Raw genomic sequence first — 21663 nt, 5'->3', positions numbered from 1 at the left:
TCATATTATTGTCTCTTACCATGACAGTTCTTGAATTTCTTACCTGATCCACATGGGCATTGGTCGTTTCGTCCGATTTGGCTCAAGTCCAAATCTTCTGGAAGGCTTGCCTGCTGCGCTGCGATATTACGAGTCGCAGTTGTACTGATATTGTGTTCAGTTTGCGGACGTTCTTGTTCATGGATTTGTGCTTTCATCATCAAACGGGTCACATCGAATTCGATTGAACCAATCATGTCGTTAAACATGCGGAAACCTTCTGCTTGATATTCTACAACAGGGTTGTTTTGGGCATATCCACGAAGACCAACAGCATTTCGCAATTGATCAAGAGCATCGATATGGTCTGTCCACTTGTTGTCTACAACACGTAGAATCAAGACTTTTTGGAATTCTTTCACTGCATCTTCGTCACGAAGCTTAGCAACTTGGCTGTCATAGACTTTCAAGGCACGTTGGAAAAGTTCATCTTTGATAGCTTGGTCTGACAAACCTGCAAGATCTGAACGGCTAATTGAATCTTCTGGAAGCAAGTTATACTTAGCGAAGTTCAGGATTGCTTCCAATTTTTCATCTTCCTTAGAACGTGCATGCGCATCCACGATACGTCCAATGGTACGACGGATCATAGCATGGATTTCTGGTGCCAAGTCACGATCTGCAGTAATAACATCATAACGTTGTGCATAGATGATTTCACGTTGTTCACGCATAACATCATCGTATTGAAGGACTTGTTTACGAGTGTCGTAGTTATTTCCTTCGACACGTTTTTGAGCTGCTTCAACTTGACGCGTCAACATGCGAGATTCGATGGCTTCGTCAGACATATTGAGACGTTCAAAGACACCTTTCAAACGTTCTGAACCGAAACGTTTCATCAAATCATCTTCAAGAGACAAGTAGAATTGTGACTCACCTGGGTCTCCTTGACGTCCTGAACGTCCACGAAGCTGATTATCAATACGGCGACTTTCGTGACGCTCTGTACCAATGACGCAAAGACCACCAAGTTCACGAACTCCTTCACCAAGCTTGATGTCGGTACCACGACCGGCCATGTTGGTTGCGATGGTAACGGCACCACGTTGACCAGCGTTCATGATGATTTGCGCTTCTCTGTAGTGGTTCTTCGCATTCAAGACTTCGTGAGGAACACCTGCTGCTACCAATTTCTTAGAAAGGAAGTCACTCGTTTCAACGGCAACTGTACCTACCAAGACCGGCTGACCTTTTTGGTAACGAGCTTTTACATCTTCAACAACAGCCTTAAATTTCGCATCAAGACTTGCATAAAGAAGGTCTGAGTGGTCGATACGTTGAATTGGACGGTTAGTTGGGATTGGGATAACACGAATGTTGTAGATTTCGCGGAATTCTTCTTCTTCTGTTTTACCAGTACCTGTCATACCTGCCAATTTCTTATACATACGGAAGAGGTTTTGGTAGGTAATAGAAGCTGATGTCTTGGTCTCATCTTGGATTGGCACACCTTCTTTTGCTTCAATCGCTTGGTGCAAACCATCAGAGTAACGACGACCTTCCATGGTACGACCTGTAAATTGGTCGACGATCAAGATTTCCTGCTCTTCACTAACCACATAGTCGATATCGAGAATCATGATATAGTTGGCACGGAGGGCATTGTCGATAAAGTGAGTAAGAGCTACATTTTCAATGTCGTAGAGATTTTCTAGTTTGAAGTAGCTTTCTGCCTTGTCAATACCAGAGTCTGACAAACCGATCGTCTTAGACTGAACGTCAATGATATAGTCGTCCTTGTCCAAAGATTTCACGAAGTGGTCTGCCATATGGTAGAGTTGGCTTGTTTCAACTGCATTGGCACCTGAAACGATCAATGGTGTACGAGCTTCGTCGATCAAAATAGAGTCAACCTCATCGACCAAGGCATAATTGAGTGGACGTTGCACCATGTTTTCTGCACGAACGACCATGTTATCACGAAGGTAGTCGAAACCAATCTCTGAGTTGGTTGAGTAGGTAATATCGCAAAGATAAGCTTCTTTTTTCTCCATTGGAGATTTTGCTGCCAAGTTGATCCCTACTGACAGACCGAGCCATGAGTACAATTCACCCATTTCAGTCGCGTCACGTTCTGTTAGGTATTCATTGACTGTAACTACGTGAACCCCTTTACCTGCAAGGGCATTGAGGTACACTGGCATAGTCGCTGTCAAGGTCTTCCCTTCACCCGTACGCATCTCTGGAACGTCACCATGGTGAAGAACAATCCCACCCATGACCTGAACCTTATAAGGGAAGAGCCCAAGGACACGTTTTGCAGCTTCACGAACTACTGCAAAAGCCTCATATAGCAATGAATCAAGTGATTCACCCTTGTTGTATCGTTCTTTAAATTCGTCAGTTTTCGCTTTTAGTTCTTCGTCTGACATTGCAGCCATTTGGCTCTCATAGTTAAGAACCTTATCAGCCATTTTTTCCAGACGACGAAGTTCTCCTTTATCATTTTCAATAATCGTTTTTAAAATATTAGCCATGATTTTCCTTACTTTTTATTCTGAATATTTTAGAATGTTCTTTTAATTTTAGCATATTTACCATTATTTTTCAAGAAAGAATCCTTAATTTACAACGGAAAAGACCAGTCAAAATTCAGCTTTTTTTGCATCAATCTTCTGTTGCTATTTTTTTGTTTTTTGTTCGTGAGGCATGCTTGATGACCCAGGCACAACTTGGACTCAAATCCTCCTTTTGCCAAGTTTGAAGTATCTTTTCAAACTTATCAGGATCTTCCTTGTACAAATCATTTAGATTATTGGCTACACTTTTTTGAATAGACTTGTCTCTATCATCTTTTAGATTGGTCAGAATAGTGGTAAACTCCTCAAAATAATCCAATACCACGGTTTGTCTCTTAGCCCAAGGCAGACGGATACGCATACATTCGCTGGCAAGTCTACGAACGCGCAAATTTTCATCCCGACTCCATTCTAACAGCAAAGCCATTGTAGCCTTAGGATATCGAGCCAGCAAAGGTCTCATAGAAAATTCCCCAGTAAATCGCTTGGTTAGTTCCTTACTAAAGGCCGCGCTCAATTCAAATTCCTTGTCCCCATGTAGCTCTACATATTTTCCGATTGGCCAAAGCCAATATCCTTCTGAGAACATACCTAAACCACCCTCTAACTCAGGACCCAAAATTTTCTCAAAAACCTTGAGAGAGTCCTGATAAGATAGGGGAAGACAATCTTTGATACCTCTAGCCAAGAGTTCTTGACGCTGGCTAAACTCCAACTCTTCCAAGTCTTTTTCTAACAAGAGCCTAAACTTTTGTCCATCAAATGCAGGGGACGCTTCTTTCAACCGTCGACTCAAATCACTAGCATAAGCTAAGTCATAATAATCTTTTACTTTTTTAGCCATTTTTCAAATCCCTTAATCTTCATTTTACGGGACTTATTATATCATACAGACAGCCCGTCAACAAAATTATTTTCATATCTCCAACTATTTTAACAAGAAAGAAAAAAGGACTAGAAGCTAGTCTGGTCCTTCATTTGTTAATGTTTAATTTCCCAAGAATATAGGCAATATCCCAAAATACCAAAAGAGATTGATCCAGAAGGCCAAGCAAAAGATGATGCCAAAGATGAGAAGACTGATTTTTTTAATCAGCACGGAGTATAGGATGGATAAAACTCCAAAAACCACAAAGATTTTTTTCATAACGAAATAATATACTGAAACTCCTCCTATTTGCCAATCCCAAGGAAGGATAAACATGAGGAACCAGAGAAGGCAAATCGTAAGAATATATCTCTTGTAGTGCGCTTCAAGAAAGGCTTTTGTTTTCTCCATAGCAAACCTCCATTTGAGTCACTGTCTCTTCCCTTTTATTATACCAAAAAAACCTGGAAAAAGCTTTCCAGGTTCGGGTTTAAAATCACTAGTCATACTAGAGAAATTCCTTTATTCATAGGCTGATTCACTTTATTGACTTGATGAAGATGTTCCAAAATCGACCTTAGGAACTGTCTTGGCTTCTTCTGTTTCTTTAAAAGTTTCAGCTTCTTTAAAGTTCATCATATTTGCAAAAAGCACGGTTGGAAAACTTCTCAACTTTTGATTGTACTCGGCTGCGACTTTATTATAATCCTTGCGTGCTACAAAGATACGATTTTCACTGCCTGAAAGTTCGACCATTAGTTGCTCAACATTTTGATTGCTCTTGAGTTCTGGATAATTCTCCGTCAAGGAAATCAAGCGGGAAAGAGCAGAGCTCAATTCTCCCTGAGCCTTTTGGTTTTCTTCCGATGTCACTGAGCTACTACCGATTTTAGCTCTAGCATCCGCAATCTTGGTAAAGACTTCGGTTTCATGATTCATTTGTCCTTTAACGGACTCCACCAAGTTACCAATCAAGTCCGAACGACGTTGGAGGGCTGTAGAGACATCGGCCTGAGCCTGCTCCACTTTAGTCTGTTCACCAACCAGACCGTTATAGGTCGTCACTGCGGAACAACTTCCCAGAACTAGTAGTCCAAAGAAAATCACCACTATTGAGAGAATTACTTTATTTTGTTTCATATCAAAACCTTAACACTTTCTTTTATCAACTTTTCTGAGATAATACTCAGATTTTAAATCAATTTCCCAAACTTTGCTTTTATTTTTAATTAAGGAGTGAACTCTTGCAAAGGAGTCACCTTACTGCATGGAGAAATCGGTTTGAACAATATATGATCACTCACCAGTCATCAGACGAACCGCCACCATCGAAGCCACCGCCGTCCCAGCCTCCAGATGAGTCGGAGCCTGAGTCAGACCAAGAGGAACCTGAGTCTGATGAGTCACCGCCCCACCAGCCACCGCTAGAATCATCTCCACGTGAACCACGACCACCAAATAGAAATCCGATAATCATCACGATGAAGTAAATGAGAACTCCAAATACGATAACTCCGTCGCTCGAACTGCTTTTTCGATGACGTTTCGAAGATTGACTCCCAGCGGTATACTTTTCAATTTCTCTTAGACGACTAGAATTAGTAGCATAGTCGTAACTACTTCTAGAACTTGAAGAAGTCGTACTCGATCCACTATAGAACATGTAGTTGAGATTATTGACTATTGAGAGAACACCCTTGTTATAGTCACCATTTTTAAAGTAAGGACGTGCTGTTGTCAAGAACCTGTGAGTCTGATAGTCAGTGATCTTACTGGCCACATTATTACTGGTTTCAATCCGTGATTTTCTATCTTGGACTGCTACCACAATCAAGACACCATGATTGTCTCCCGAGTAGCCAATCTTCCAAGCTCTAGCTGTTTCATTGGCTACAGTCTCGATTGTTTCTCCATTTAGGCTTTTCACAACGTAAACACCCATCTGGAATTTTTCTGATTTTTTACTATTGACATTATTCAATTCTCGAATTTGACTTATAGTCTCATCCGTTAGATAGTGATCCGGGTCATAGATCCCGTACTCAGGTTTTTCAGGTGCTGTGAATGCTGACAAGAAGAGAAAGACCATCAGCAACCCAAGCAAGCGAACCAACAAACTATGTTTAAATAATCTGCTTCTTTTCATAATAACCTCCCTGATAAAGGAAAATTGATTTAAGGAATTATAGCATTTTGATTTTTACAAAGAAAGTGCATTTTCATTACAAATAGATTACAAAAGCTAGGAAAAAGATTGAATTTTGATGACAGATTCTCCTCCAATTTGATAGGTTCTTTTCTCCCCTCTTAGATAGAAAAAAGAAGACTATGAAGTCTTCTTTTAGTTTGTTTTTGTAGAAAAACAAGCAAGGTTTACTTGCGTTTTCTCGCAATCAAGTGAATCGGTGTTCCCTCAAAAACAAAGGCCTTGCGGATTTGATTTTCCAAGAAACGCAAGTAAGAGAAGTGCATGAGTTCTTCTTCGTTGACAAAGATGACAAAGGTTGGTGGCTTGGTTGCCACTTGGGTTGCGTAGAAAATCTTGAGGCGTTTTCCTTTGTCTGTCGGTGTTGGATTGATAGCAATGGCATCCATGATGACATCGTTTAAGACAGCTGATGGAATCCGAGTGTTTTGACTTTCACTGATTTGCTTGATCATCTCAGGCAATTTGTGGAGACGTTGCTTGGTCAAAGCTGAAACAAAGACAATCGGTGCGTAAGGCAGGTATTGGAACTGCTCACGGATGTCTTCTTCCCAGTTCTTCATGGTATGATTGTCTTTTTCAAGAGTATCCCACTTGTTGACCACGATGATCATTCCTTTACCAGCTTCGTGGGCGAAACCTGCGATACGCTTGTCGTACTCACGGATACCTTCTTCGGCATTGAGGACCATCAAGACCACGTCAGAACGGTCAATGGCACGCATGGCACGCATGACAGAGTATTTCTCCGTATTTTCATAGACTTTACCAGACTTACGCATACCAGCTGTATCAATCATGGTAAACTCTTGTCCATCAGCATCTGTAAAATGGGTATCAATGGCATCACGCGTTGTTCCAGCTACTGGACTAGCAATCACGCGGTCTTCTCCCAAAATAGCGTTGATTAAACTTGACTTTCCAACGTTAGGACGGCCAATCAAGCTAAATTTAATCACGTCTGGATTTTCTTCTTCAACTTCGTGTGGTAGATTTTCCACAATGGCATCCAGCACATCACCCGTACCGATACCGTGGACAGACGAAATTGGCAGCGGTTCGCCCAATCCTAGCGCATAGAAATCAAAAATATCATTTCGCATCTCAGGGTTGTCAACCTTGTTAACGGCAAGGATAACAGGTTTATGGGTTTTATAGAGTTTACGGGCTACGTATTCATCCGCATCTGTAATCCCTTCTTTCCCAGAAACTACAAAGACGATGACATCCGCTTCTTCCATGGCAATTTCTGCCTGGTGCTTGATTTGTTCCATGAAGGGAGCATCGACATCGTCAATCCCTCCAGTATCAATCATACTGAAGGAACGATTGAGCCACTCACCCGTTGCATAGATACGGTCACGTGTCACACCCTCGACATCTTCTACGATTGAGATCCGCTCACCAGCGATCCGATTAAATAGGGTTGATTTCCCAACATTGGGACGTCCCACAATGGCAATAGTTGGTAAGGCCATGTTTTCTCACTTTCTACAATAACTTTTTCTGTTCTAGATTCTTCCGAGTTGAACTAGGTTCGGCTTGACCAAACTGCTCTGCCAAACGTTGACTCCAAGAGGTTGTCGCACGCGCACCAGCATAGTCTGCCTGTACTTTGTCATAGTCCAAAATCGCCGCTATGGGCTGTTCTTGGTATTCTTCTTCAAAAACCACTTTGTTCAAAGGCAGTCTTGGTTTGACATCGTGTTGTTGATTTGGCACGCCAAGGGCAATCCCAAAAACAGGGTAGGTATAGTCAGGCAGGTTAAAGAGCGCTGCCACTTCTTCTGACTTGTAACGGACCAAACCGATGATAACACCACCATACCCCAGACTCTCAGCAGCAAGCAAGGTATTTTGGCCAGCAAGAGCCGCGTCCACAGACGTGATGAGGAGACCTTCTACCCCTTGAGGTTGGAAACTGTCCGTATGAAGGCTTGCTCCCTTTTCAGCTCGGTTCAAGTCACCAACAAAGAGCAAAAAGGCTGCTGACTGGCGAATGGCTTCCTGGGGAACCAGTTCATAAAGAGCATCTTTCTTCTCTTGACTGCGCACAAGAATCACAGAGTAAGATTGAAAATTTTTCCAAGATGACGCCATTTGTCCAGCAGTCAAAATCTCTTCCAAGTCTGCTTGAGGAATCTCTTGCTCCTTAAAACGGCGCACTGAAGTATGGGCTTTCATCAGTTTAATGGTTTCTGTCATCGGCGATTTTCTCCTTCTAGTCTTGTCTCCTCAGCCAAATAACGGATTCGTTCCATGACCCGTCTAGCTTCCCAAGTCTCGTCATTTCCATTCTTTCCTTTGGCAAAATGTTTTTCCAAATCTTGGAAATTAAAGTTGGAAGTAAAGAAGGTCGGCAAATCTTCCTGCATGCGGTACTGAAGAATGACTTGAAGAATCTCATCACGCACCCAAGGTGTCGACTGCTCTGCACCAATATCATCCAAGACCAATACTTCTGCTAATTTGATCTCATCCACCAAGGTCTTCACTGATCCTTCACCGATGGCATTTTTCACATCAATGACAAAGCTTGGATAGTGGAGAATCGTCGTTGATGCTCCACGTTTTTCAGATAGGTCATGAGCTAAGGCCGCCATCATGAAACTCTTACCGACACCAAAATCTCCGTAAAGATAGAGACCTTTTCGGATACTAGGGTAAAGGTCAACAAAGGCATAGAGTCTCTCAAAAATCGGTAATCGTCCTAGATCATCCAGGTCAATCTGAGCCAACTTCGCTTTCTTGAGACTGGCTGGTAGATTGATCAATTTGAGACGATTCTTAATTGCAGCCTCTTTTTCTGCCGCGATTAGTTCTGGTGTTTCTTCATAAGACACATCCGCATAACCGTGATTCATAACCAAGATAGGCTTGTAGCCACGCGCTATATAGTCCGCATCCCCACGAAGAAACTTGTCACGTTCTGTGATATATTGGTTGAACTTGGAGATGCTACGATTCAACTCCTCTGGACTGAGGGATTCTTTCTGGATAAAAGCCGCCACATCTGGGTCTTTCATAATCTGCTGGACTAAGTCCTGATACTGAAAACGACTTGTCTGACGTTTGATAACGTCACCCACACTTTCCATCTAGTCTCCTCCTTCTTCTAATCGGGCTAACATTTCTTGTTTTTTACGTTCTAGTTCCAGACGAGTTTCCTCGCTGGTTTGATTTTTATATTCTGGATTGCTCCACTTGGGAACATTTGTCTTAGTCGAGCTAGTTTTCAATTTTTTGTCTTCTTGGCCTTTTTGCTGACGCTCTCGAATCCGAAGCACAGCTTCTTCTGCTGTCCGAATTTTTTGATAAGCATAGTCATTGGCGACCTTCATGGCATATTTCTCATTGACATTGGCCGAATCAACCTTGTTAAAGGTTAGAAGCAAGACGATATTGATGACTTCATCCAACAAGCCTAAAGACGCCATCTGGTGAAGGAGTTCTCTTTCACTTTGGGTGATGTTCCCCTTACGCGTTTGCTTGATTTCGGCTAAAAAGTGCAGGGGAGTTTTATTTTTGGCTTCCCTGATAATGGTCATTTCTTTGGGGCTAAAGTCAGAAGTAGCTAGTTTTTGTGCTATCTTTTCACGCATGCGTTTGACAGAAATAACCTGAGCTACAGCTGTCGCCTTAGCTAATTGATAGGTTTCAAACCAGGTCCATTTTTTTTCATCTGCAATGGCGAACAATTCCAAAACATCCGCCTGCTCGTCTTCAAAACGCAAGCCATCTCGAGCCATCAGACGCTGGAAATGTTCCAAGTCAAAATCATTTTTTAACTTGCTTTTAGACTCGCTTGGTGTCACTTCTTCAGTCAGGGTTGGAAAGACTTGGCTCAAAGAAACAGAGAGTGCTTCTCCCTCACTTGGAGTCTGCTTCATAGCAGAAACAGCTGTATCCCCAATCTTTTTCTCTAATAATCTGCTATAGACAGAATGACTTAGAAATTCTTGACTGGAAAGGGGAGAATGAAGCTGTAATTCATAGACATTCTCCTTCTGATAAAGGGTCAACAGATCGAAGGCAGATAAGACTTTGAAGGATTGGAGCAAGGTCGGCATGCCAAAGTTTAAGTGGTTGAGGATATGGGAAAAGAGGTGTTCCTTTTGCCCACCATCCCAAAAGGTAATGGTATATAGATAGAGGCTCAGTGCCTCCTGACCGATAATCGGGAGGTAGCACTGCACCAGAGAAGAGGTATCTTGCGACACCCGATTATTCTTTAGAAAAGAAAAACGGTCATTTGGTTTCATCTATTTTTCCTTTTTCTTCTTAGAGGACTGGGTGATCTGCTGAAGCAGACTCTCCAACTCACTCACATCCTTAAAGCTACGGTAAACACTGGCAAAACGAACATAGGTAATCTCATCAAGCTCTGCCAATTCTTCCATGACTAAGGACCCAATATATTCACTTTGGATCTCATTCTCACTGCGACTACGGAGTTTTTGCTCGATGCGATTGACCACCATGTTGATTTCATCACTTGACACAGGACGTTTCTGGGCTGAGCGGATAATCCCATTAAAGATTTTATCTCTTGAAAACTGCTCTCGCGTACCGTCTTTTTTGACGACAACCAGCGTTCTTTCTTCTACTCGTTCATAGGTTGTAAAACGATGCTGACACTCGTCGCACTCACGTCTTCGGCGGATGGTATTTCCTTCTTCGGCTTGTCGACTATCAACAACACTAGACTTGGTAGCCCCACATTTTGGACAACGCATGCACTTCCCTCCTTGTCGTTTTCTTTTCATTATACCATTTTTTGAGCAATTCCCAAAACAATTCTTATTTTTACTTGACAAGTTTTTTGTTTTATTGTATTATTTGATTAGAACAATAAAGGAAAAGAAAGGAGACTATGATGTCCTGGTCATTTGATAATACAAAACCGATTTATTTACAGATTATGGAAAAAATCAAATTACAGATTGTTTCCCATGAACTGGAACCCAATCAACAGCTCCCTACCGTGAGAGATTTGGCGAGCGAGGCTGGGGTCAATCCCAATACCATTCAGCGCGCCTTGTCTGACCTCGAACGTGAAGGATTTGTATATAGCAAGCGGACAACTGGTCGATTTGTCACCGAGGATTTGGACCTCATCCTTCAGTCCCGCAAACAACTTTCCGAGGAGCAACTGCAACAATTCGTCTCTTGCATGCTCCAATTTGGCTACAAAAAAGAAGAACTGCCAAATGTATTAAGCGACTATATTAAAGGAGTTTAAGACTATGACACTACTAGCACTTGAAAATGTAACAAAATCATATGGAGCAACTGCGGCACTTGACAATATCTCACTAGAGATCTCAGCCGGAAAGATTGTCGGGCTCCTTGGACCAAACGGATCCGGGAAAACAACCCTAATCAAACTGATCAATGGCCTCCTTCAACCAAATAAAGGACGTGTTCTCATTAATGGACAGGATCCAAGTCCTGCTACCAAGGCGATCGTTTCCTATCTGCCAGACACAACCTACCTCAATGAAGAGATGAAGGTTAAGGATGCTCTAACCTATTTTAAAACCTTCTATCAGGATTTCAATCTCGAAAGGGCCCAACACCTTTTAGCTGATCTCGGTATTGATGAAAACAGTCGCCTCAAGAAACTATCAAAAGGGAACAAGGAAAAGGTCCAACTCATCTTGGTTATGAGCCGTGAAGCTCGCCTCTACGTTCTGGACGAACCAATCGGAGGTGTGGATCCGGCTGCCCGTGACTATATCCTCAATACCATCATCAACAACTACTCACCGACTTCTACGGTGCTGATTTCAACCCACTTGATTTCAGATATTGAGCCAATCTTGGATGAGATTATCTTCCTCAAAGACGGAAAAGTCGTCCGCCAAGGAAATGTTGATGATATTCGTTACGAGTCAGGCGAATCAATTGACCAGCTCTTCCGCCAGGAATTTAAAGCCTAAGCAAAGGAGATTATTATGTTTTGGAATCTAGTTCGTTATGAATTTAAAAATGTCAATAAATGGTATCTGGCACTCTACGGTGCGGTACTTGCAATTTCAGTTTTGATTGGAGCTTTTATTAACAGTCTTAGCCAGAGTTACAATCCTAACAATGCTACTTATTTCATCTTCTTTTTAGTACTAGTCTTTGGAGGACTCAGCGTCACTCTTTGGATTGCAACAATCTTTTTAATCATCCGAAGATTTAAAGGCAGTGTTTATGACCGCCAAGGGTACTTGACCTTGACCTTGCCTGTCTCTGAGCACCAAATCATCACTGCAAAACTTTTAGGTGGTCTTGTCTGGTCCATCTTAGGCTATATTGTCTTTATCTTGAGTATATTGATTATCATCTTCTTAACACCAATTGAAAAAGACTTCACTGCCCTCTACAACTTCATTTCCCCTTATCTCAGCTACGGCTGGCTGTATGCCCTATCACTATTTGTCGGGTCAATCGCATGGATTTTATCCATTTACCTCTCCATCTCTATCGGGCAACTCTTTAACGAGTATCGAACAGCCATGGGGATTTTAGCCTATATCGTCATTTCCATCGTTATTGGTTATATCACTTTCTTCTTAAGAGTTGACAATGACTATAACGTGATGGCTAGTACAGAAATCTTGCGCGATCTCTTTTTATCAGCTATCTACTATCTCGGAACCTACTATATCTTGAAAAACAAGGTTAATTTGCAATAAAAAATGCCCAGCTAGAAAGCTGGGTTTTTCTTTAACTCAATATCAAACTGGCTACTATTGGACTAACAAATACGTAGAGAATACCGGTGACACCGATAGCCAAGCCACCCATGGCTCCTGCTACAGAACCATATCGAAAGGCCGTACCCGTTCCGACAGCATGACCTGTCCCTCCAAGGGAGAGTCCGACAGCCACTGGATCGTCAATCTTCAACCACTTCAAAAGGGTTGGACCGATAACACTGGTCAAGATCCCAGTCGCCACTACGACGACCAAGGTCACAGTCGTCAAACCTTGCAATTTTTCTGTGATTCCCACCGCCATGGCGGTTGTCACTGACTTGGGAAAGAGAGAAATGGCTAGGAAAAAGTCTATGCCAAAGATTTTCGCCACTATGGCAGTGAAGCTAGTGTTGACAACTACTGCTAGCAGACTACCAAAGAGAATACTCCGTGCATGGTGCTTCATCAGATGAAAACTCTTATAAAGCGGAATCCCTAGAGCTACGGTCGATGGGACTATCAAGTTGTTCAGATAAACACCACCTTGGTAGTAATCTTGATAAGAAATACCCGTCGCCTTAAGGAAAATAATGATAAAAATGGCTGACAAAAGCAGGGGTGTTGTCAAGGGATGGGGAAAACGTCTGTAAATCAACATCCCCACTAGATAAGCTAGGATAGATAATGCAATCCCAAACAGAGGATTGGATACAAATTCGCTCATTTGGCATCTCCTTTCTCATAATCTCCCTCAAATCGTCTCTTGATAAACTGAACCACTAGGGCAATAAGGATAATGTTGATGACAGCCGCAAAAAAGACAATCAAGACGATGGGTAAAAGATAAGGGGCAATCACATCAAACTTTTCCATGATACCCACTGCTGGCGGCAAAAAGAGAATGGTCATATTGGCCAGCAAGAAATTTCCAACCATGTTGACATGTCTGGTCCTTAGCCACTTGAACTGTAAGGCTAGAAAGAGAATAATCAAACCGATAATACTGCCTGGGATGGGCAGATGAAAGAAACTAGAAATTCCCTCTCCGATAAGAGAAATCACAAAGAGAATCATTAATTGAACATATAATTTCATCCTAAACTCCACGAAATAGACTTCTTGCATACCAGTTTACTCTTTTTTCAGAAAATTTCAAGGAAATATCGCAATTCTTCTCTCTTGCAAGGGTTAGTTAAAAGTAGTATAATCATTGCATGCGCAATCATCTTGTGTTGTAGAGACAGTCAGTAATGACTTTGTGATTTTACTTTGAAAAGAAAGGAGAAAGCAATGAGCTATTTGGAAAAGTGGTTTGATTTCAATCGTCGTCAGAAAGAAATTGAAGGTCTCTTGGAAGAGACCATTGCCCAGCAGAGTGACCAAAGTCTGACCTTGAAAGAGTTTTACCTGCTCTACTATCTGGACTTGGCCCAAGAAAAATCTCTACGCCAGATTGACCTGCCAGATAAACTTCATCTGAGCCCGAGCGCTGTTTCTCGGATGGTGGCTCGCTTGGAAGCCAAAAATTGCGGTCTACTTAGTCGCATGTGTTGTGATCAAGATAGACGTTCTAGCTTTATCTGCCTGACAAGTGATGGGCAAAAGACACTGGCCTCTCTACAGAAGGCTGTCGAAGAAAGCTTGGAAACAGGTTTGGATTTCTTGATTTAAGATGATTTTAGAAAAAAGTTGCGTGCGCAATCATTTTTCTTGACATTCTCTTTTACAAGGAGTAAAATAAAGTCATCATTAAACAAAGGAGTTTTTAAAATGATTGAAATTACCTATCTAGATGCCAGCAAGAACGAAAGAACTATAACGTTCGAATCTTATGACGACTTTGATCGTTCACAACAAGCTTGCCTTATCGGCCTCGCAGACTACTACCCAGTCCAAAAATTAACTTACAACGGTCATGATTTGGACTACCATGGGACTTATGGAGATGTCTTCTTCTATCTCATGAAACAAGATTTAAGCCAATATAACTAAAAAAGGAGAAATACAATGGCAAAAGCAATTACAGATGCAACATTCGAACAAGAAACAAAAGACGGTTTGGTCTTGGTAGACTTCTGGGCAGCTTGGTGTGGTCCATGTCGTATGCAAGGTCCAATCTTGGACAAATTGTCTGAAGAACTTTCAGAAGATGTCTTGAAAATCGTTAAAATGGACGTTGATGAAAATCCAAACACAGCTCGTGCTTTTGGAATCATGTCTATCCCAACCCTTCTCTTCAAAAAAGACGGCCAAGTGGTAAAACAAGTTGCTGGTGTTCACACTGCAGAACAAATCAAGGCTATCGTTGCTGAATTGAGCTAATCACACGAGAGACCAAGTACTTTATTGGTCTCTTTTTTCTTGCCCTTTGCCATTTTTCAAAAAATATGCTAGACTGTAGGTAGAATATTACGATGTTTGGGACATGCCATCGCTAAAAAAAACCTCTACTTGGTATTTTTTAGCTCCCTCATGGGAGCTTTTTGCGTGCTCTGAACATTTCCCATTTTGGAAGGAGTACTATGAAACGTCAATCAGCCTTGGTCGTCTTTAGTGGCGGTCAAGATTCCACAACCTGCCTCTTTTGGGCTAAAGAACACTATGAAACAGTCGAAGCTGTCACCTTTGCTTACGGCCAACGCCATCATCTCGAAATTCAAGTTGCCCAAGAAATCGCTAAGGAACAAGGCATTCGTCATCACATCTTAGATATGTCTCTGCTGGGGCAAATCACTGAAAATGCCTTGACCTCTGATCTGGAGATCGAGCAAAAAGAGGGAGAGGTTCCCAATACCTTTGTTGACGGCCGCAACCACCTCTTTCTGTCCTTTGCGGCAGTTCTTGCCAAGCAACGAGGCATTAAAGATATCGTGACAGGTGTCTGCGAGACAGATTTCTCAGGCTACCCTGATTGTCGGGATGTCTTTGTCAAATCCCTCAATGTTACTCTCAACCTTGCCATGGATTACGACTTTGTTATCCAAACACCTCTCATGTGGCTAGACAAGGCTGAAACTTGGGAGTTAGCCGACCAACTTGGTGCCTTTGACTACGTTCGTGAGAAGACCTTAACCTGCTACAATGGGATTATCGGTAGTGGCTGCGGAGATTGCCCAGCCTGCCATCTACGTCAGCATGGACTAGATGTTTATCTTTCACAGAAAGGAGAGGGCTAATGTTTTTTGCACCCAAAGAAATCAAACAAGAAACTGGCGAGTCTCTGGTCTACAATCCTCACAGAACCTTGGTATCAAAAGAATTTACCTTTGATGCTGCCCACCACCTCTTTCACTATGAGGGAAAATGCAAGTCCCTGCACGGCCACACTTATCATTTACAAATCGCTGTCAGTGGATTTTTAGATGAACGGGGCATGACCTACGATTTCGGAGATATCAAAGCCATCTACAAGAACTACTTAGAGCCCCATTTGGATCATCGCTATCTCAATGAAACTCTGCCTTATATGAACACGACTGCTGAAAATATGGTTTACTGGATTTTCCAAACCATGAGTCAAGAGTTGCCTGACGAGCGCGGTCTCCGTTTGGAATACGTTCGCCTCTATGAAACTCCGACTGCCTTTGCAGAGTTTAGACGGGAGTGGTTAGATGACTAGGGAACGTGTCCTCAAACTACCTGTTCTGGAAATTTTTGGCCCTACCTTTCAAGGCGAAGGCCGTGCTATCGGGCAGAAAACCATGTTTGTCCGAACTGCTGGTTGCGACTACCATTGCGACTGGTGCGACTCTGCCTTTACTTGGGATGGTTCTGAGAAGCCTACTCGCATGACAGCTGACGAGGTTATTGCTGCCTTGGATAAATTAGGAACCTACGACTATGTAACCCTATCTGGCGGAAATCCCGCAATCTTAGCAGCTAACATGGCTCAACTCGTCACCAAGCTCAAAGAACGTGGTGTCACTCTGGCAGTTGAGACTCAAGGTTCTCGCTGGCAAAATTGGTTAAAAGATATCGACCAAGTCACTCTGAGTCCTAAACCTCCTTCATCAAAGATGGAAGTCAACTTTGAGACCTTGGACTTTATCGTTTCCCAACTAGATCCAGACAAGGTCACCTTTAAAATCCCTGTATTTGACGATAACGATTTGGCCTTTGCCAAAGGGATTCAAGAGCGCTACCAACCAGATGTCCTCTTCTTATCAGCTGGAAATCCTGAGCCCAAGGCTACAGGTAATATTGTCCAAGACCAACTGGACCGTCTCAAAGAACTCTGGGAACGCGTCGCTACTGACGATAGCTGGGGCAATGTCCGCGTCCTTCCTCAACTCCATACTCTCCTCTACGACAACCAACGTGGTGTTTAAGATTAGAAAGAAAAAATCATGTCACAACAAGAAGAAATGAAAAACCTTAGCCTTCTCGGCAACAAAGAAACCAACTACATTTTTGACTATCAACCAGAAGTCCTCGAATCCTTTGACAATCGTCATGTGGAAAATGACTATTTTATCAAATTCAACTGTCCTGAATTTACCTCGCTTTGTCCTATTACGGCTCAGCCAGATTTTGCGACGATTTATATTTCCTACATTCCTGACAAGCTCTGTGTCGAGTCAAAATCCCTCAAACTCTACCTCTTTAGCTATCGAAACCATGGAGATTTTCATGAAAACTGTATTAACACTATCGGGAAAGACTTGGTCAACTTGCTAGACCCTCGCTATTTAGAAGTCTGGGGAAAATTTACACCTCGCGGTGGTATTTCAATCGACCCTTACTACAACTACGGTAGACCTGGAACCAAGTATGAAGGATTGGCAGAACAACGCCTCTTCCAACATGACCTCTATCCAGAGAAAATTGACAACCGCTAAACTCATACTCAATGAAAATCAAAAAGCAAACTAGGAAACTAGCCGCAGGCTGCTCAAATCACTGCTTTGAGGTTGTGGATAAGACTGACGAAGTCAGCTCAAAACACTGTTTTGAGGTTGCAGATGGAAGCTGAGGTGCTTTGAAGAGATTTTCGAAGAGTATCATACGAAAAAGCCCTGTTCCTCAAGATGAGAAGCAAGGCTTTTTAAGTTTCAATTATTCTTCAGTTCCAAGGAAGTTTTTAGCAACAAGGGCTGCAAGAACTCCACCAACGATTGGTGCAAGGATGAAAATCCAAACTTGTTGAAGAGCTGCGCCACCTACCAATACAGCAGGAGCCAAGCTACGAGCTGGGTTTACTGAAAGTCCAGTGATATTCAATCCAACAAGGATCATAGCTGTCAATGACAAACCGATCACCAAACCAGCGATTGCGCCATTCCCTTTGCTTGCTGAAGTTACAGTCATGATCACCAAAACAAACAAGAATGTTGCGATTGTTTCAAACAAGAAACCACCAAAGACAGTTACACCGTTTGCCAAGGCATTTTCACCAAGACTTGCAGTTGACATACCTGAATTTGCCAAGAGGAAGAATACAGATCCTGATGCAAGGAAAGCACCAACTACTTGTCCAAGGATGTAGTTTACAAGTTCTGAAGATGACAAACGTTTGTTTACAAACATAGCAATCGAGACAGCTGGGTTCAAGTGAGCCCCTGAAACAGTTCCGATTGAGTAAGCTGCAACCACAATTGCCAGACCAAAGGCAAAAGCAATTCCAAGGTGTCCAAGGCCATTAAGACCATTTCCAAAAACAACAGCTCCTGTTCCGATGAACACAAGCATAAATGTACCGATTAATTCAGCAACAAATTTTTTCATGATAAGTCTCCTTTTTTCAAACTATGTATTAGTCTATCAAAAGAAGGAAAGGGTTTCAAGAAAATTGACTGGAAAGTTCATTGAAAATCATGAAACGACTCGCTTGAACTTAGTACTGAAAAGATTGAATGGCTTCTTTCAAGGCATCTTGTAAACTATTTCTCTGGTCAAGTTGGATATAGACTTCCAGCAGACAGGATCTGAAGTTGGAAAATTTATAAAAATCTTCCCTCTCTTCTATTGGAAAATCAACCGTTTTTATCCAAGAAGCTACTTGTTCTTGCTCTAATTTTCCTTGCAAAATGGGTTCATAAAGTACTCTCGCTAAACGCCAGTCCTCATCATTTGTAAAACGAATGGTAATTCGTTTAAATAGTTGACCCAGTACATCAAATACTTCATGATTTCTATTTTTAGGAAAATCTGGATGACAAACGACTTCCGTCAAGAGATCCGCTCCATGCGCAAAAGCGTGAACCCAACCATACTGACTTGAAAAACCTGTCGTATCCTTTTCTTTTTTTAGGTAATGCAAACCTTGAGATAGCATAGCATTTCTTATATCAGCTTTTAATCCTTTATAGAAAAGAGAGTGCTCGTTACCATCTGCAGACAAAAGATTGGCATAAATAAGCGCCCTAAAAGAACGTTTAAGAGCCGAAACTCCTCTACTATCAATCTCTTTGTATAGACCTTCATCAGAGGAGACCTCTTCTGAGATAAACTGAAACTGCTCAAGGGAAAACAGTTCTTCTTGAATCCCTCTAGCCAAACTCGTAAAAACAAGTTCGTCTCGAATTTCTGGAGAGGGATCTCCTAAATGCTCAAGCAACCACTGAATTTCTTCTCGACTATAGCTTGGTTTTTCTTCTGTCACTTTTCTTTGTAATTCTTGACGCATCTCTAGCACCTCTACATTTCTAGTAACTTATCAAAAAGCCATCCGAAGATGACTTTGAATAGGAATATTTGGAAAAATTGGAAAGGAACATGGCATAGTTAAAGCACTATTTTTTCTTTTTCGGAGTTAAATCTTCAAAAGATGTACTATTTTTACTAATAGTCTCGCTAATGGCTTTTTGTCCCAACCCATTAATTGAGCTATCCATTTGAGCTGCTAAAGTCGTTACAGCAGTTTTATTTGTCATAGCAAGAACCCCTATCTCCTCATCGTACTTATCTACAATACCTTTTCTACCTGATTTTATAGGAGGAGCACAAAATGCTTTGATAGCTGCTCTTTCTAATGTTTTTTTGATTTCTCGTCTGGCTGATTCTGACATAGGTCCAATCAAAGCATCTATGACTAAATCCACTAGCATTTCTTCTGCCTCCTTTCTAACTCATATAAGTCTTTTCTTTGACTATAACTCTCTTCTAACTCTTTTTCTAAGCGAGAGCGCTCTTTTCGGTACTGAGTCTGCAACTCTTCATCTTTTGCCTCTATTTTAGCATACTGCCGAAGATACTCACTACTCGTCTCACTTGAATAAGATTCCAATAACATCAGAAATTGATGGTGCTCCCCATCGTCTCCAGATTTCTGTCTACCAAAATCATAAGCAATGTTCTCAAACTCCTCATATAGTCTTGTCAACTGAGAACGATTATGATCTAAACTTTCATAGGATTCTTCTATTTTCTTCTTAGCAGTTCTATAGTCATCCTCCAAGGACCAAAGTCCCTCTTCTTGCTTTTTTATTTTCACTTGGATTTCTTCTAGTTTGTCCATTGATTAATATCCCTTGCCAAGCTTTCGTCTCCTTCAACCGCCTGTTCAACACCTTTCTGAATGTTGGTTTCCAAATCCGTAAAGGCTTTTACAATCGCAGCTGATTTACTTACTTTTTTATCAAAATGTCTCTGAGTCTCACCCACAATACTATCATACGTTACCCCAGCTTCTACATAGACATCCTCTATCTCATCATTAGTTAACTCTGTTACAAACCAGGGAACTTCCTTACTGTTATCGTAGAGTGTTTCAGCATCTGTAACTGCTTTTTTAGCCACTGCCTCAATCTCGCTGTGTCCGTTACTGACACTCTCTGTCATTGCCGTCGCAACAGCTGTTGCTTGGACACTATCCAAGAAAAACATCTCATGGCTACTTAGACTGCCATCTGATAAAAATTTAGTATTCAACTGTTTTAGAAGTCCATTTTTGACACCTTGTAATTTCTTCAGGGTCTCATAGTTCTTCTTTTCAAGTCCAGTCATTTTCTCTGGACTCTGTTTTTCCAAAATATCCTTGATTTGGTTAATTTGATTTTTATCACCCGTAATATCTGGGTCAATATTGTGCCCACCAGAATTTTCAAGCAGATAATCTTCTCCCAAGTATACACCTAAAAAAGGCTTTGAGATATTGTTAAGAAAGTCATCTTGAGTCCGGATTCGTACTACTTGACCTGTGAATGTCTTTTGTTTATTGATTATCTTCTCCCTTGCCGAATCCCACGGAGTCAGATAATCTATGATTTTATCTTTAGATTCGATAAGACCTTCTAAATAGAGAGGGGCTGAGTTATATACCACAGTACGCGGAGCGTTATACTCTAAGGCCACCCTCTGAGCGATGTTCCCTCCTAAAGAATGTCCAGTTAGAGTAATATTATCCCCATATCTCTGTCGAATCCTTTCATAAAATTTGAAAGCTTCATCATAATGAAAACCGAGCGCCATGGCTATACTACCGACATCTGTAGCGACATCCTTGACTATATCCGCATTAGGATTCGTTCCCGTATAGGCAATGATCACCTCTCCACTGTCCTTATCTAGGAAGGCTGTACCACTTGTGCCAGCGGAATCATCATGAAAATCATCTAGATATTGGAGGTTGGAGGGGATAGTCTTATCCTTTTGAGCACCTATTTTCTTATCTAAAATTTGTTCATCAGTTGCTCCTCTCCACCTTGCATTCTCAAATTCATAAGTCAGGTTCGCTGCATCCAGAGTTGGAATTCCACTGTTAACTGATTCTTTTTCACTCATTCTTTCGCATGCTCCTTATTTATAATCAGGTCAATCAGGATGTTTTAAATGTTAGCAAATTAATTAGAAACACTATTTCTATCATCTATCCAACTTGAAACTATCTCACTCATTCCATCATTTGGGGTATCCTTAAAAGCAATATTAACATTCAATCGATAACCTTTTGTATTATTATAAGATTCCGCTCCACTTATTGATAACATGTGTTCTCCATTTGAATTAAGGAAATTATTTATCGTAGAGTTATCACTAATATAATAGATTTCAAACACATTGCGATTTGAAAAATATCGAAACTTTTCAAGCTTCATCTTAGATAAAACATCTCTATTCAAACTTAATTTTTGGAACAGAAAACCTTTATAACCCCAAATTTTTTCCGCTACCTCATTGTTAGAAAATATAAATTCACCATCTTTATATTCTACATCAACATGCTCTTCCACTTCTTCTTTATATGGATCAGTAGAAATTTGTATAGTCTCTATCTTTCCTTTTATGGTTTGACTTTCTTCATCCCCATCTAAGGAAACTACTGTTCTGAGCGAATCCTTATAAAATGTTTGAGTAATATTAAACCCTTTCGGAAATTGCTTAAACAAATCAAACAGATTC

General features: G+C 41.4%; 28 protein-coding genes. 10 read left to right on the top strand and 18 right to left on the bottom strand.

The features are described 5' to 3' along the window. Positions 1-5: 5 nt before the first annotated feature. The 10 genes from secA to nrdR form a co-directional block, all read right to left on the bottom strand. On the bottom strand, positions 6-2519 hold the full coding sequence (secA, locus tag HMPREF2655_RS06895; protein WP_001284115.1) for a preprotein translocase subunit SecA: 2514 nt from the start codon (positions 2517-2519) through the stop codon (positions 6-8). A gap of 130 nt (positions 2520-2649) precedes the next feature. Then, positions 2650-3405: a DNA alkylation repair protein gene (locus HMPREF2655_RS06890; protein WP_001085883.1), complete on the bottom strand. Its 756-nt coding sequence runs from the start codon at positions 3403-3405 to the stop codon at positions 2650-2652. Between the two features lie 144 nt (positions 3406-3549). Then, positions 3550-3840 carry a hypothetical protein gene (locus HMPREF2655_RS10450; protein ID WP_000415961.1) on the bottom strand — a complete coding sequence of 97 codons (291 nt, stop codon included), beginning with the start codon at positions 3838-3840 and terminating at the stop codon, positions 3550-3552. 132 nt (positions 3841-3972) lie between these two features. Next, positions 3973-4569: a LemA family protein gene (locus HMPREF2655_RS06880; RefSeq protein ID WP_000812476.1), complete on the bottom strand. Its 597-nt coding sequence runs from the start codon at positions 4567-4569 to the stop codon at positions 3973-3975. 160 nt (positions 4570-4729) lie between these two features. Beyond that, complete coding sequence (locus HMPREF2655_RS06875) at positions 4730-5575, bottom strand: TPM domain-containing protein (protein ID WP_000830954.1); 846 nt, start codon at positions 5573-5575, stop codon at positions 4730-4732. A 227-nt stretch (positions 5576-5802) separates the two neighbouring features. Then, positions 5803-7113, bottom strand: a complete 1311-nt coding sequence (gene der / locus HMPREF2655_RS06870; protein WP_009730455.1) for a ribosome biogenesis GTPase Der — start codon at positions 7111-7113, stop codon at positions 5803-5805. A 13-nt stretch (positions 7114-7126) separates the two neighbouring features. After that, positions 7127-7840 carry an NADPH-dependent oxidoreductase gene (locus HMPREF2655_RS06865; protein WP_070838269.1) on the bottom strand — a complete coding sequence of 238 codons (714 nt, stop codon included), beginning with the start codon at positions 7838-7840 and terminating at the stop codon, positions 7127-7129. Further along, on the bottom strand, positions 7837-8733 hold the full coding sequence (gene dnaI, locus HMPREF2655_RS06860) for a primosomal protein DnaI (protein ID WP_000446485.1): 897 nt from the start codon (positions 8731-8733) through the stop codon (positions 7837-7839). Before dnaI ends, HMPREF2655_RS06865 begins: the two co-directional genes overlap by 4 nt. Continuing rightward, positions 8734-9897 (bottom strand): DnaD domain protein, encoded by a 1164-nt coding sequence (locus HMPREF2655_RS06855; RefSeq protein WP_070838267.1) that lies wholly within the window; start codon positions 9895-9897, stop codon positions 8734-8736. Next, the gene (gene nrdR / locus HMPREF2655_RS06850; RefSeq protein WP_001203678.1) at positions 9898-10371 is read right to left on the bottom strand and encodes a transcriptional regulator NrdR; all 474 of its coding nucleotides are present in this window, start codon (positions 10369-10371) and stop codon (positions 9898-9900) included. 140 nt (positions 10372-10511) lie between these two features. On the opposite strand from nrdR, the gene HMPREF2655_RS06845 reads away from it, so the two are divergent. Genes HMPREF2655_RS06845 through HMPREF2655_RS06835 form a run of 3 tightly spaced genes read left to right on the top strand, consistent with a single transcriptional unit; the run spans position 10512 to position 12321 of the window. Next, positions 10512-10877 (top strand): GntR family transcriptional regulator, encoded by a 366-nt coding sequence (locus HMPREF2655_RS06845; protein ID WP_000119117.1) that lies wholly within the window; start codon positions 10512-10514, stop codon positions 10875-10877. Between the two features lie 4 nt (positions 10878-10881). Continuing rightward, on the top strand, positions 10882-11577 hold the full coding sequence (locus HMPREF2655_RS06840) for an ABC transporter ATP-binding protein (RefSeq protein ID WP_000173188.1): 696 nt from the start codon (positions 10882-10884) through the stop codon (positions 11575-11577). A 15-nt stretch (positions 11578-11592) separates the two neighbouring features. Beyond that, positions 11593-12321 (top strand): hypothetical protein, encoded by a 729-nt coding sequence (locus tag HMPREF2655_RS06835; RefSeq protein WP_000498770.1) that lies wholly within the window; start codon positions 11593-11595, stop codon positions 12319-12321. Positions 12322-12352: 31 nt separating this feature from the next. Here HMPREF2655_RS06835 and HMPREF2655_RS06830 read toward each other — a convergent pair whose 3' ends face one another. Both HMPREF2655_RS06830 and HMPREF2655_RS06825 read right to left on the bottom strand, forming a co-directional pair. After that, positions 12353-13048 (bottom strand): LrgB family protein, encoded by a 696-nt coding sequence (locus tag HMPREF2655_RS06830; protein ID WP_001288933.1) that lies wholly within the window; start codon positions 13046-13048, stop codon positions 12353-12355. Next, positions 13045-13419, bottom strand: a complete 375-nt coding sequence (locus tag HMPREF2655_RS06825; protein WP_000781325.1) for a CidA/LrgA family protein — start codon at positions 13417-13419, stop codon at positions 13045-13047. The genes HMPREF2655_RS06830 and HMPREF2655_RS06825 overlap by 4 nt, the downstream gene beginning before the upstream one ends. A gap of 195 nt (positions 13420-13614) precedes the next feature. Here HMPREF2655_RS06825 and HMPREF2655_RS06820 point away from each other — a divergent pair, with 195 nt between their 5' ends. The 7 genes from HMPREF2655_RS06820 to queF all read left to right on the top strand — a co-directional run bounded on the left by HMPREF2655_RS06820 (position 13615) and on the right by queF (position 17162). Then, entirely contained in the window at positions 13615-13995 is a 381-nt protein-coding gene (locus tag HMPREF2655_RS06820; protein ID WP_000120821.1) for a MarR family transcriptional regulator, read from the top strand. 99 nt (positions 13996-14094) lie between these two features. Then, the gene (locus HMPREF2655_RS06815; RefSeq protein WP_000570247.1) at positions 14095-14316 is read left to right on the top strand and encodes a DUF4649 family protein; all 222 of its coding nucleotides are present in this window, start codon (positions 14095-14097) and stop codon (positions 14314-14316) included. Between the two features lie 15 nt (positions 14317-14331). After that, positions 14332-14646, top strand: a complete 315-nt coding sequence (gene trxA, locus HMPREF2655_RS06810; RefSeq protein ID WP_001029576.1) for a thioredoxin — start codon at positions 14332-14334, stop codon at positions 14644-14646. Between the two features lie 200 nt (positions 14647-14846). Beyond that, complete coding sequence (gene queC, locus HMPREF2655_RS06805) at positions 14847-15500, top strand: 7-cyano-7-deazaguanine synthase QueC (RefSeq protein WP_000828763.1); 654 nt, start codon at positions 14847-14849, stop codon at positions 15498-15500. Then, positions 15500-15943 (top strand): 6-carboxytetrahydropterin synthase QueD, encoded by a 444-nt coding sequence (gene queD, locus HMPREF2655_RS06800; RefSeq protein WP_000464575.1) that lies wholly within the window; start codon positions 15500-15502, stop codon positions 15941-15943. The genes queC and queD overlap by 1 nt, the downstream gene beginning before the upstream one ends. Then, entirely contained in the window at positions 15936-16652 is a 717-nt protein-coding gene (queE, locus tag HMPREF2655_RS10370; protein ID WP_000196471.1) for a 7-carboxy-7-deazaguanine synthase QueE, read from the top strand. The genes queD and queE overlap by 8 nt, the downstream gene beginning before the upstream one ends. An 18-nt stretch (positions 16653-16670) precedes the next feature. Further along, a complete protein-coding gene (gene queF / locus HMPREF2655_RS10365) occupies positions 16671-17162 on the top strand; it encodes a preQ(1) synthase (RefSeq protein WP_000082582.1) in 492 nt (163 codons plus the stop codon). Between the two features lie 217 nt (positions 17163-17379). Here the strand turns inward: queF and HMPREF2655_RS06785 are convergent, their stop codons facing one another. From HMPREF2655_RS06785 to HMPREF2655_RS06760, 6 genes are all read right to left on the bottom strand, one after another. Further along, a complete protein-coding gene (locus HMPREF2655_RS06785; protein WP_070838265.1) occupies positions 17380-18048 on the bottom strand; it encodes an MIP/aquaporin family protein in 669 nt (222 codons plus the stop codon). 109 nt (positions 18049-18157) lie between these two features. Next, positions 18158-18949, bottom strand: coding sequence for a DUF2785 domain-containing protein (locus HMPREF2655_RS06780; RefSeq protein ID WP_049550304.1), 792 nt, complete (start codon positions 18947-18949; stop codon positions 18158-18160). 106 nt (positions 18950-19055) lie between these two features. Then, positions 19056-19370, bottom strand: coding sequence for a hypothetical protein (locus HMPREF2655_RS06775; RefSeq protein WP_000959511.1), 315 nt, complete (start codon positions 19368-19370; stop codon positions 19056-19058). Beyond that, complete coding sequence (locus HMPREF2655_RS06770) at positions 19364-19780, bottom strand: hypothetical protein (protein ID WP_049501464.1); 417 nt, start codon at positions 19778-19780, stop codon at positions 19364-19366. Before HMPREF2655_RS06770 ends, HMPREF2655_RS06775 begins: the two co-directional genes overlap by 7 nt. After that, positions 19768-21045: a Tle-like phospholipase domain-containing protein gene (locus HMPREF2655_RS06765; protein WP_070838263.1), complete on the bottom strand. Its 1278-nt coding sequence runs from the start codon at positions 21043-21045 to the stop codon at positions 19768-19770. Before HMPREF2655_RS06765 ends, HMPREF2655_RS06770 begins: the two co-directional genes overlap by 13 nt. A 59-nt stretch (positions 21046-21104) precedes the next feature. Next, positions 21105-21663: hypothetical protein (locus HMPREF2655_RS06760; protein ID WP_049501466.1), on the bottom strand; the 559-nt coding region annotated here is incomplete at its 5' end.

Source organism: Streptococcus sp. HMSC066F01, assembly GCF_001837335.1.
In the GTDB taxonomy this organism is placed as follows: Bacteria; Bacillota; Bacilli; order Lactobacillales; family Streptococcaceae; genus Streptococcus; species Streptococcus oralis_S.
Note: the sequence above shows the minus strand (reverse complement) of the source record. Positions and strands in the feature narration are given on the sequence as shown.

Excerpts from the sequence above, each read along its gene's own strand:
- secA (WP_001284115.1), bottom strand. The coding sequence starts at position 2,519 with ATGGCTAATATTTTAAAAACGATTATTGAAAATGATAAAGGAGAACTT.
- HMPREF2655_RS06890 (WP_001085883.1), bottom strand. The coding sequence starts at position 3,405 with ATGGCTAAAAAAGTAAAAGATTATTATGACTTAGCTTATGCTAGTGAT.
- HMPREF2655_RS10450 (WP_000415961.1), bottom strand. The coding sequence starts at position 3,840 with ATGGAGAAAACAAAAGCCTTTCTTGAAGCGCACTACAAGAGATATATT.
- HMPREF2655_RS06880 (WP_000812476.1), bottom strand. The coding sequence starts at position 4,569 with ATGAAACAAAATAAAGTAATTCTCTCAATAGTGGTGATTTTCTTTGGA.
- HMPREF2655_RS06875 (WP_000830954.1), bottom strand. The coding sequence starts at position 5,575 with ATGAAAAGAAGCAGATTATTTAAACATAGTTTGTTGGTTCGCTTGCTT.
- der (WP_009730455.1), bottom strand. The coding sequence starts at position 7,113 with ATGGCCTTACCAACTATTGCCATTGTGGGACGTCCCAATGTTGGGAAA.
- HMPREF2655_RS06865 (WP_070838269.1), bottom strand. The coding sequence starts at position 7,840 with ATGACAGAAACCATTAAACTGATGAAAGCCCATACTTCAGTGCGCCGT.
- dnaI (WP_000446485.1), bottom strand. The coding sequence starts at position 8,733 with ATGGAAAGTGTGGGTGACGTTATCAAACGTCAGACAAGTCGTTTTCAG.
- HMPREF2655_RS06855 (WP_070838267.1), bottom strand. The coding sequence starts at position 9,897 with ATGAAACCAAATGACCGTTTTTCTTTTCTAAAGAATAATCGGGTGTCG.
- nrdR (WP_001203678.1), bottom strand. The coding sequence starts at position 10,371 with ATGCGTTGTCCAAAATGTGGGGCTACCAAGTCTAGTGTTGTTGATAGT.
- HMPREF2655_RS06845 (WP_000119117.1), top strand. The coding sequence starts at position 10,512 with ATGTCCTGGTCATTTGATAATACAAAACCGATTTATTTACAGATTATG.
- HMPREF2655_RS06840 (WP_000173188.1), top strand. The coding sequence starts at position 10,882 with ATGACACTACTAGCACTTGAAAATGTAACAAAATCATATGGAGCAACT.
- HMPREF2655_RS06835 (WP_000498770.1), top strand. The coding sequence starts at position 11,593 with ATGTTTTGGAATCTAGTTCGTTATGAATTTAAAAATGTCAATAAATGG.
- HMPREF2655_RS06830 (WP_001288933.1), bottom strand. The coding sequence starts at position 13,048 with ATGAGCGAATTTGTATCCAATCCTCTGTTTGGGATTGCATTATCTATC.
- HMPREF2655_RS06825 (WP_000781325.1), bottom strand. The coding sequence starts at position 13,419 with ATGAAATTATATGTTCAATTAATGATTCTCTTTGTGATTTCTCTTATC.
- HMPREF2655_RS06820 (WP_000120821.1), top strand. The coding sequence starts at position 13,615 with ATGAGCTATTTGGAAAAGTGGTTTGATTTCAATCGTCGTCAGAAAGAA.
- HMPREF2655_RS06815 (WP_000570247.1), top strand. The coding sequence starts at position 14,095 with ATGATTGAAATTACCTATCTAGATGCCAGCAAGAACGAAAGAACTATA.
- trxA (WP_001029576.1), top strand. The coding sequence starts at position 14,332 with ATGGCAAAAGCAATTACAGATGCAACATTCGAACAAGAAACAAAAGAC.
- queC (WP_000828763.1), top strand. The coding sequence starts at position 14,847 with ATGAAACGTCAATCAGCCTTGGTCGTCTTTAGTGGCGGTCAAGATTCC.
- queD (WP_000464575.1), top strand. The coding sequence starts at position 15,500 with ATGTTTTTTGCACCCAAAGAAATCAAACAAGAAACTGGCGAGTCTCTG.
- queE (WP_000196471.1), top strand. The coding sequence starts at position 15,936 with ATGACTAGGGAACGTGTCCTCAAACTACCTGTTCTGGAAATTTTTGGC.
- queF (WP_000082582.1), top strand. The coding sequence starts at position 16,671 with ATGTCACAACAAGAAGAAATGAAAAACCTTAGCCTTCTCGGCAACAAA.
- HMPREF2655_RS06785 (WP_070838265.1), bottom strand. The coding sequence starts at position 18,048 with ATGAAAAAATTTGTTGCTGAATTAATCGGTACATTTATGCTTGTGTTC.
- HMPREF2655_RS06780 (WP_049550304.1), bottom strand. The coding sequence starts at position 18,949 with ATGCGTCAAGAATTACAAAGAAAAGTGACAGAAGAAAAACCAAGCTAT.
- HMPREF2655_RS06775 (WP_000959511.1), bottom strand. The coding sequence starts at position 19,370 with ATGCTAGTGGATTTAGTCATAGATGCTTTGATTGGACCTATGTCAGAA.
- HMPREF2655_RS06770 (WP_049501464.1), bottom strand. The coding sequence starts at position 19,780 with ATGGACAAACTAGAAGAAATCCAAGTGAAAATAAAAAAGCAAGAAGAG.
- HMPREF2655_RS06765 (WP_070838263.1), bottom strand. The coding sequence starts at position 21,045 with ATGAGTGAAAAAGAATCAGTTAACAGTGGAATTCCAACTCTGGATGCA.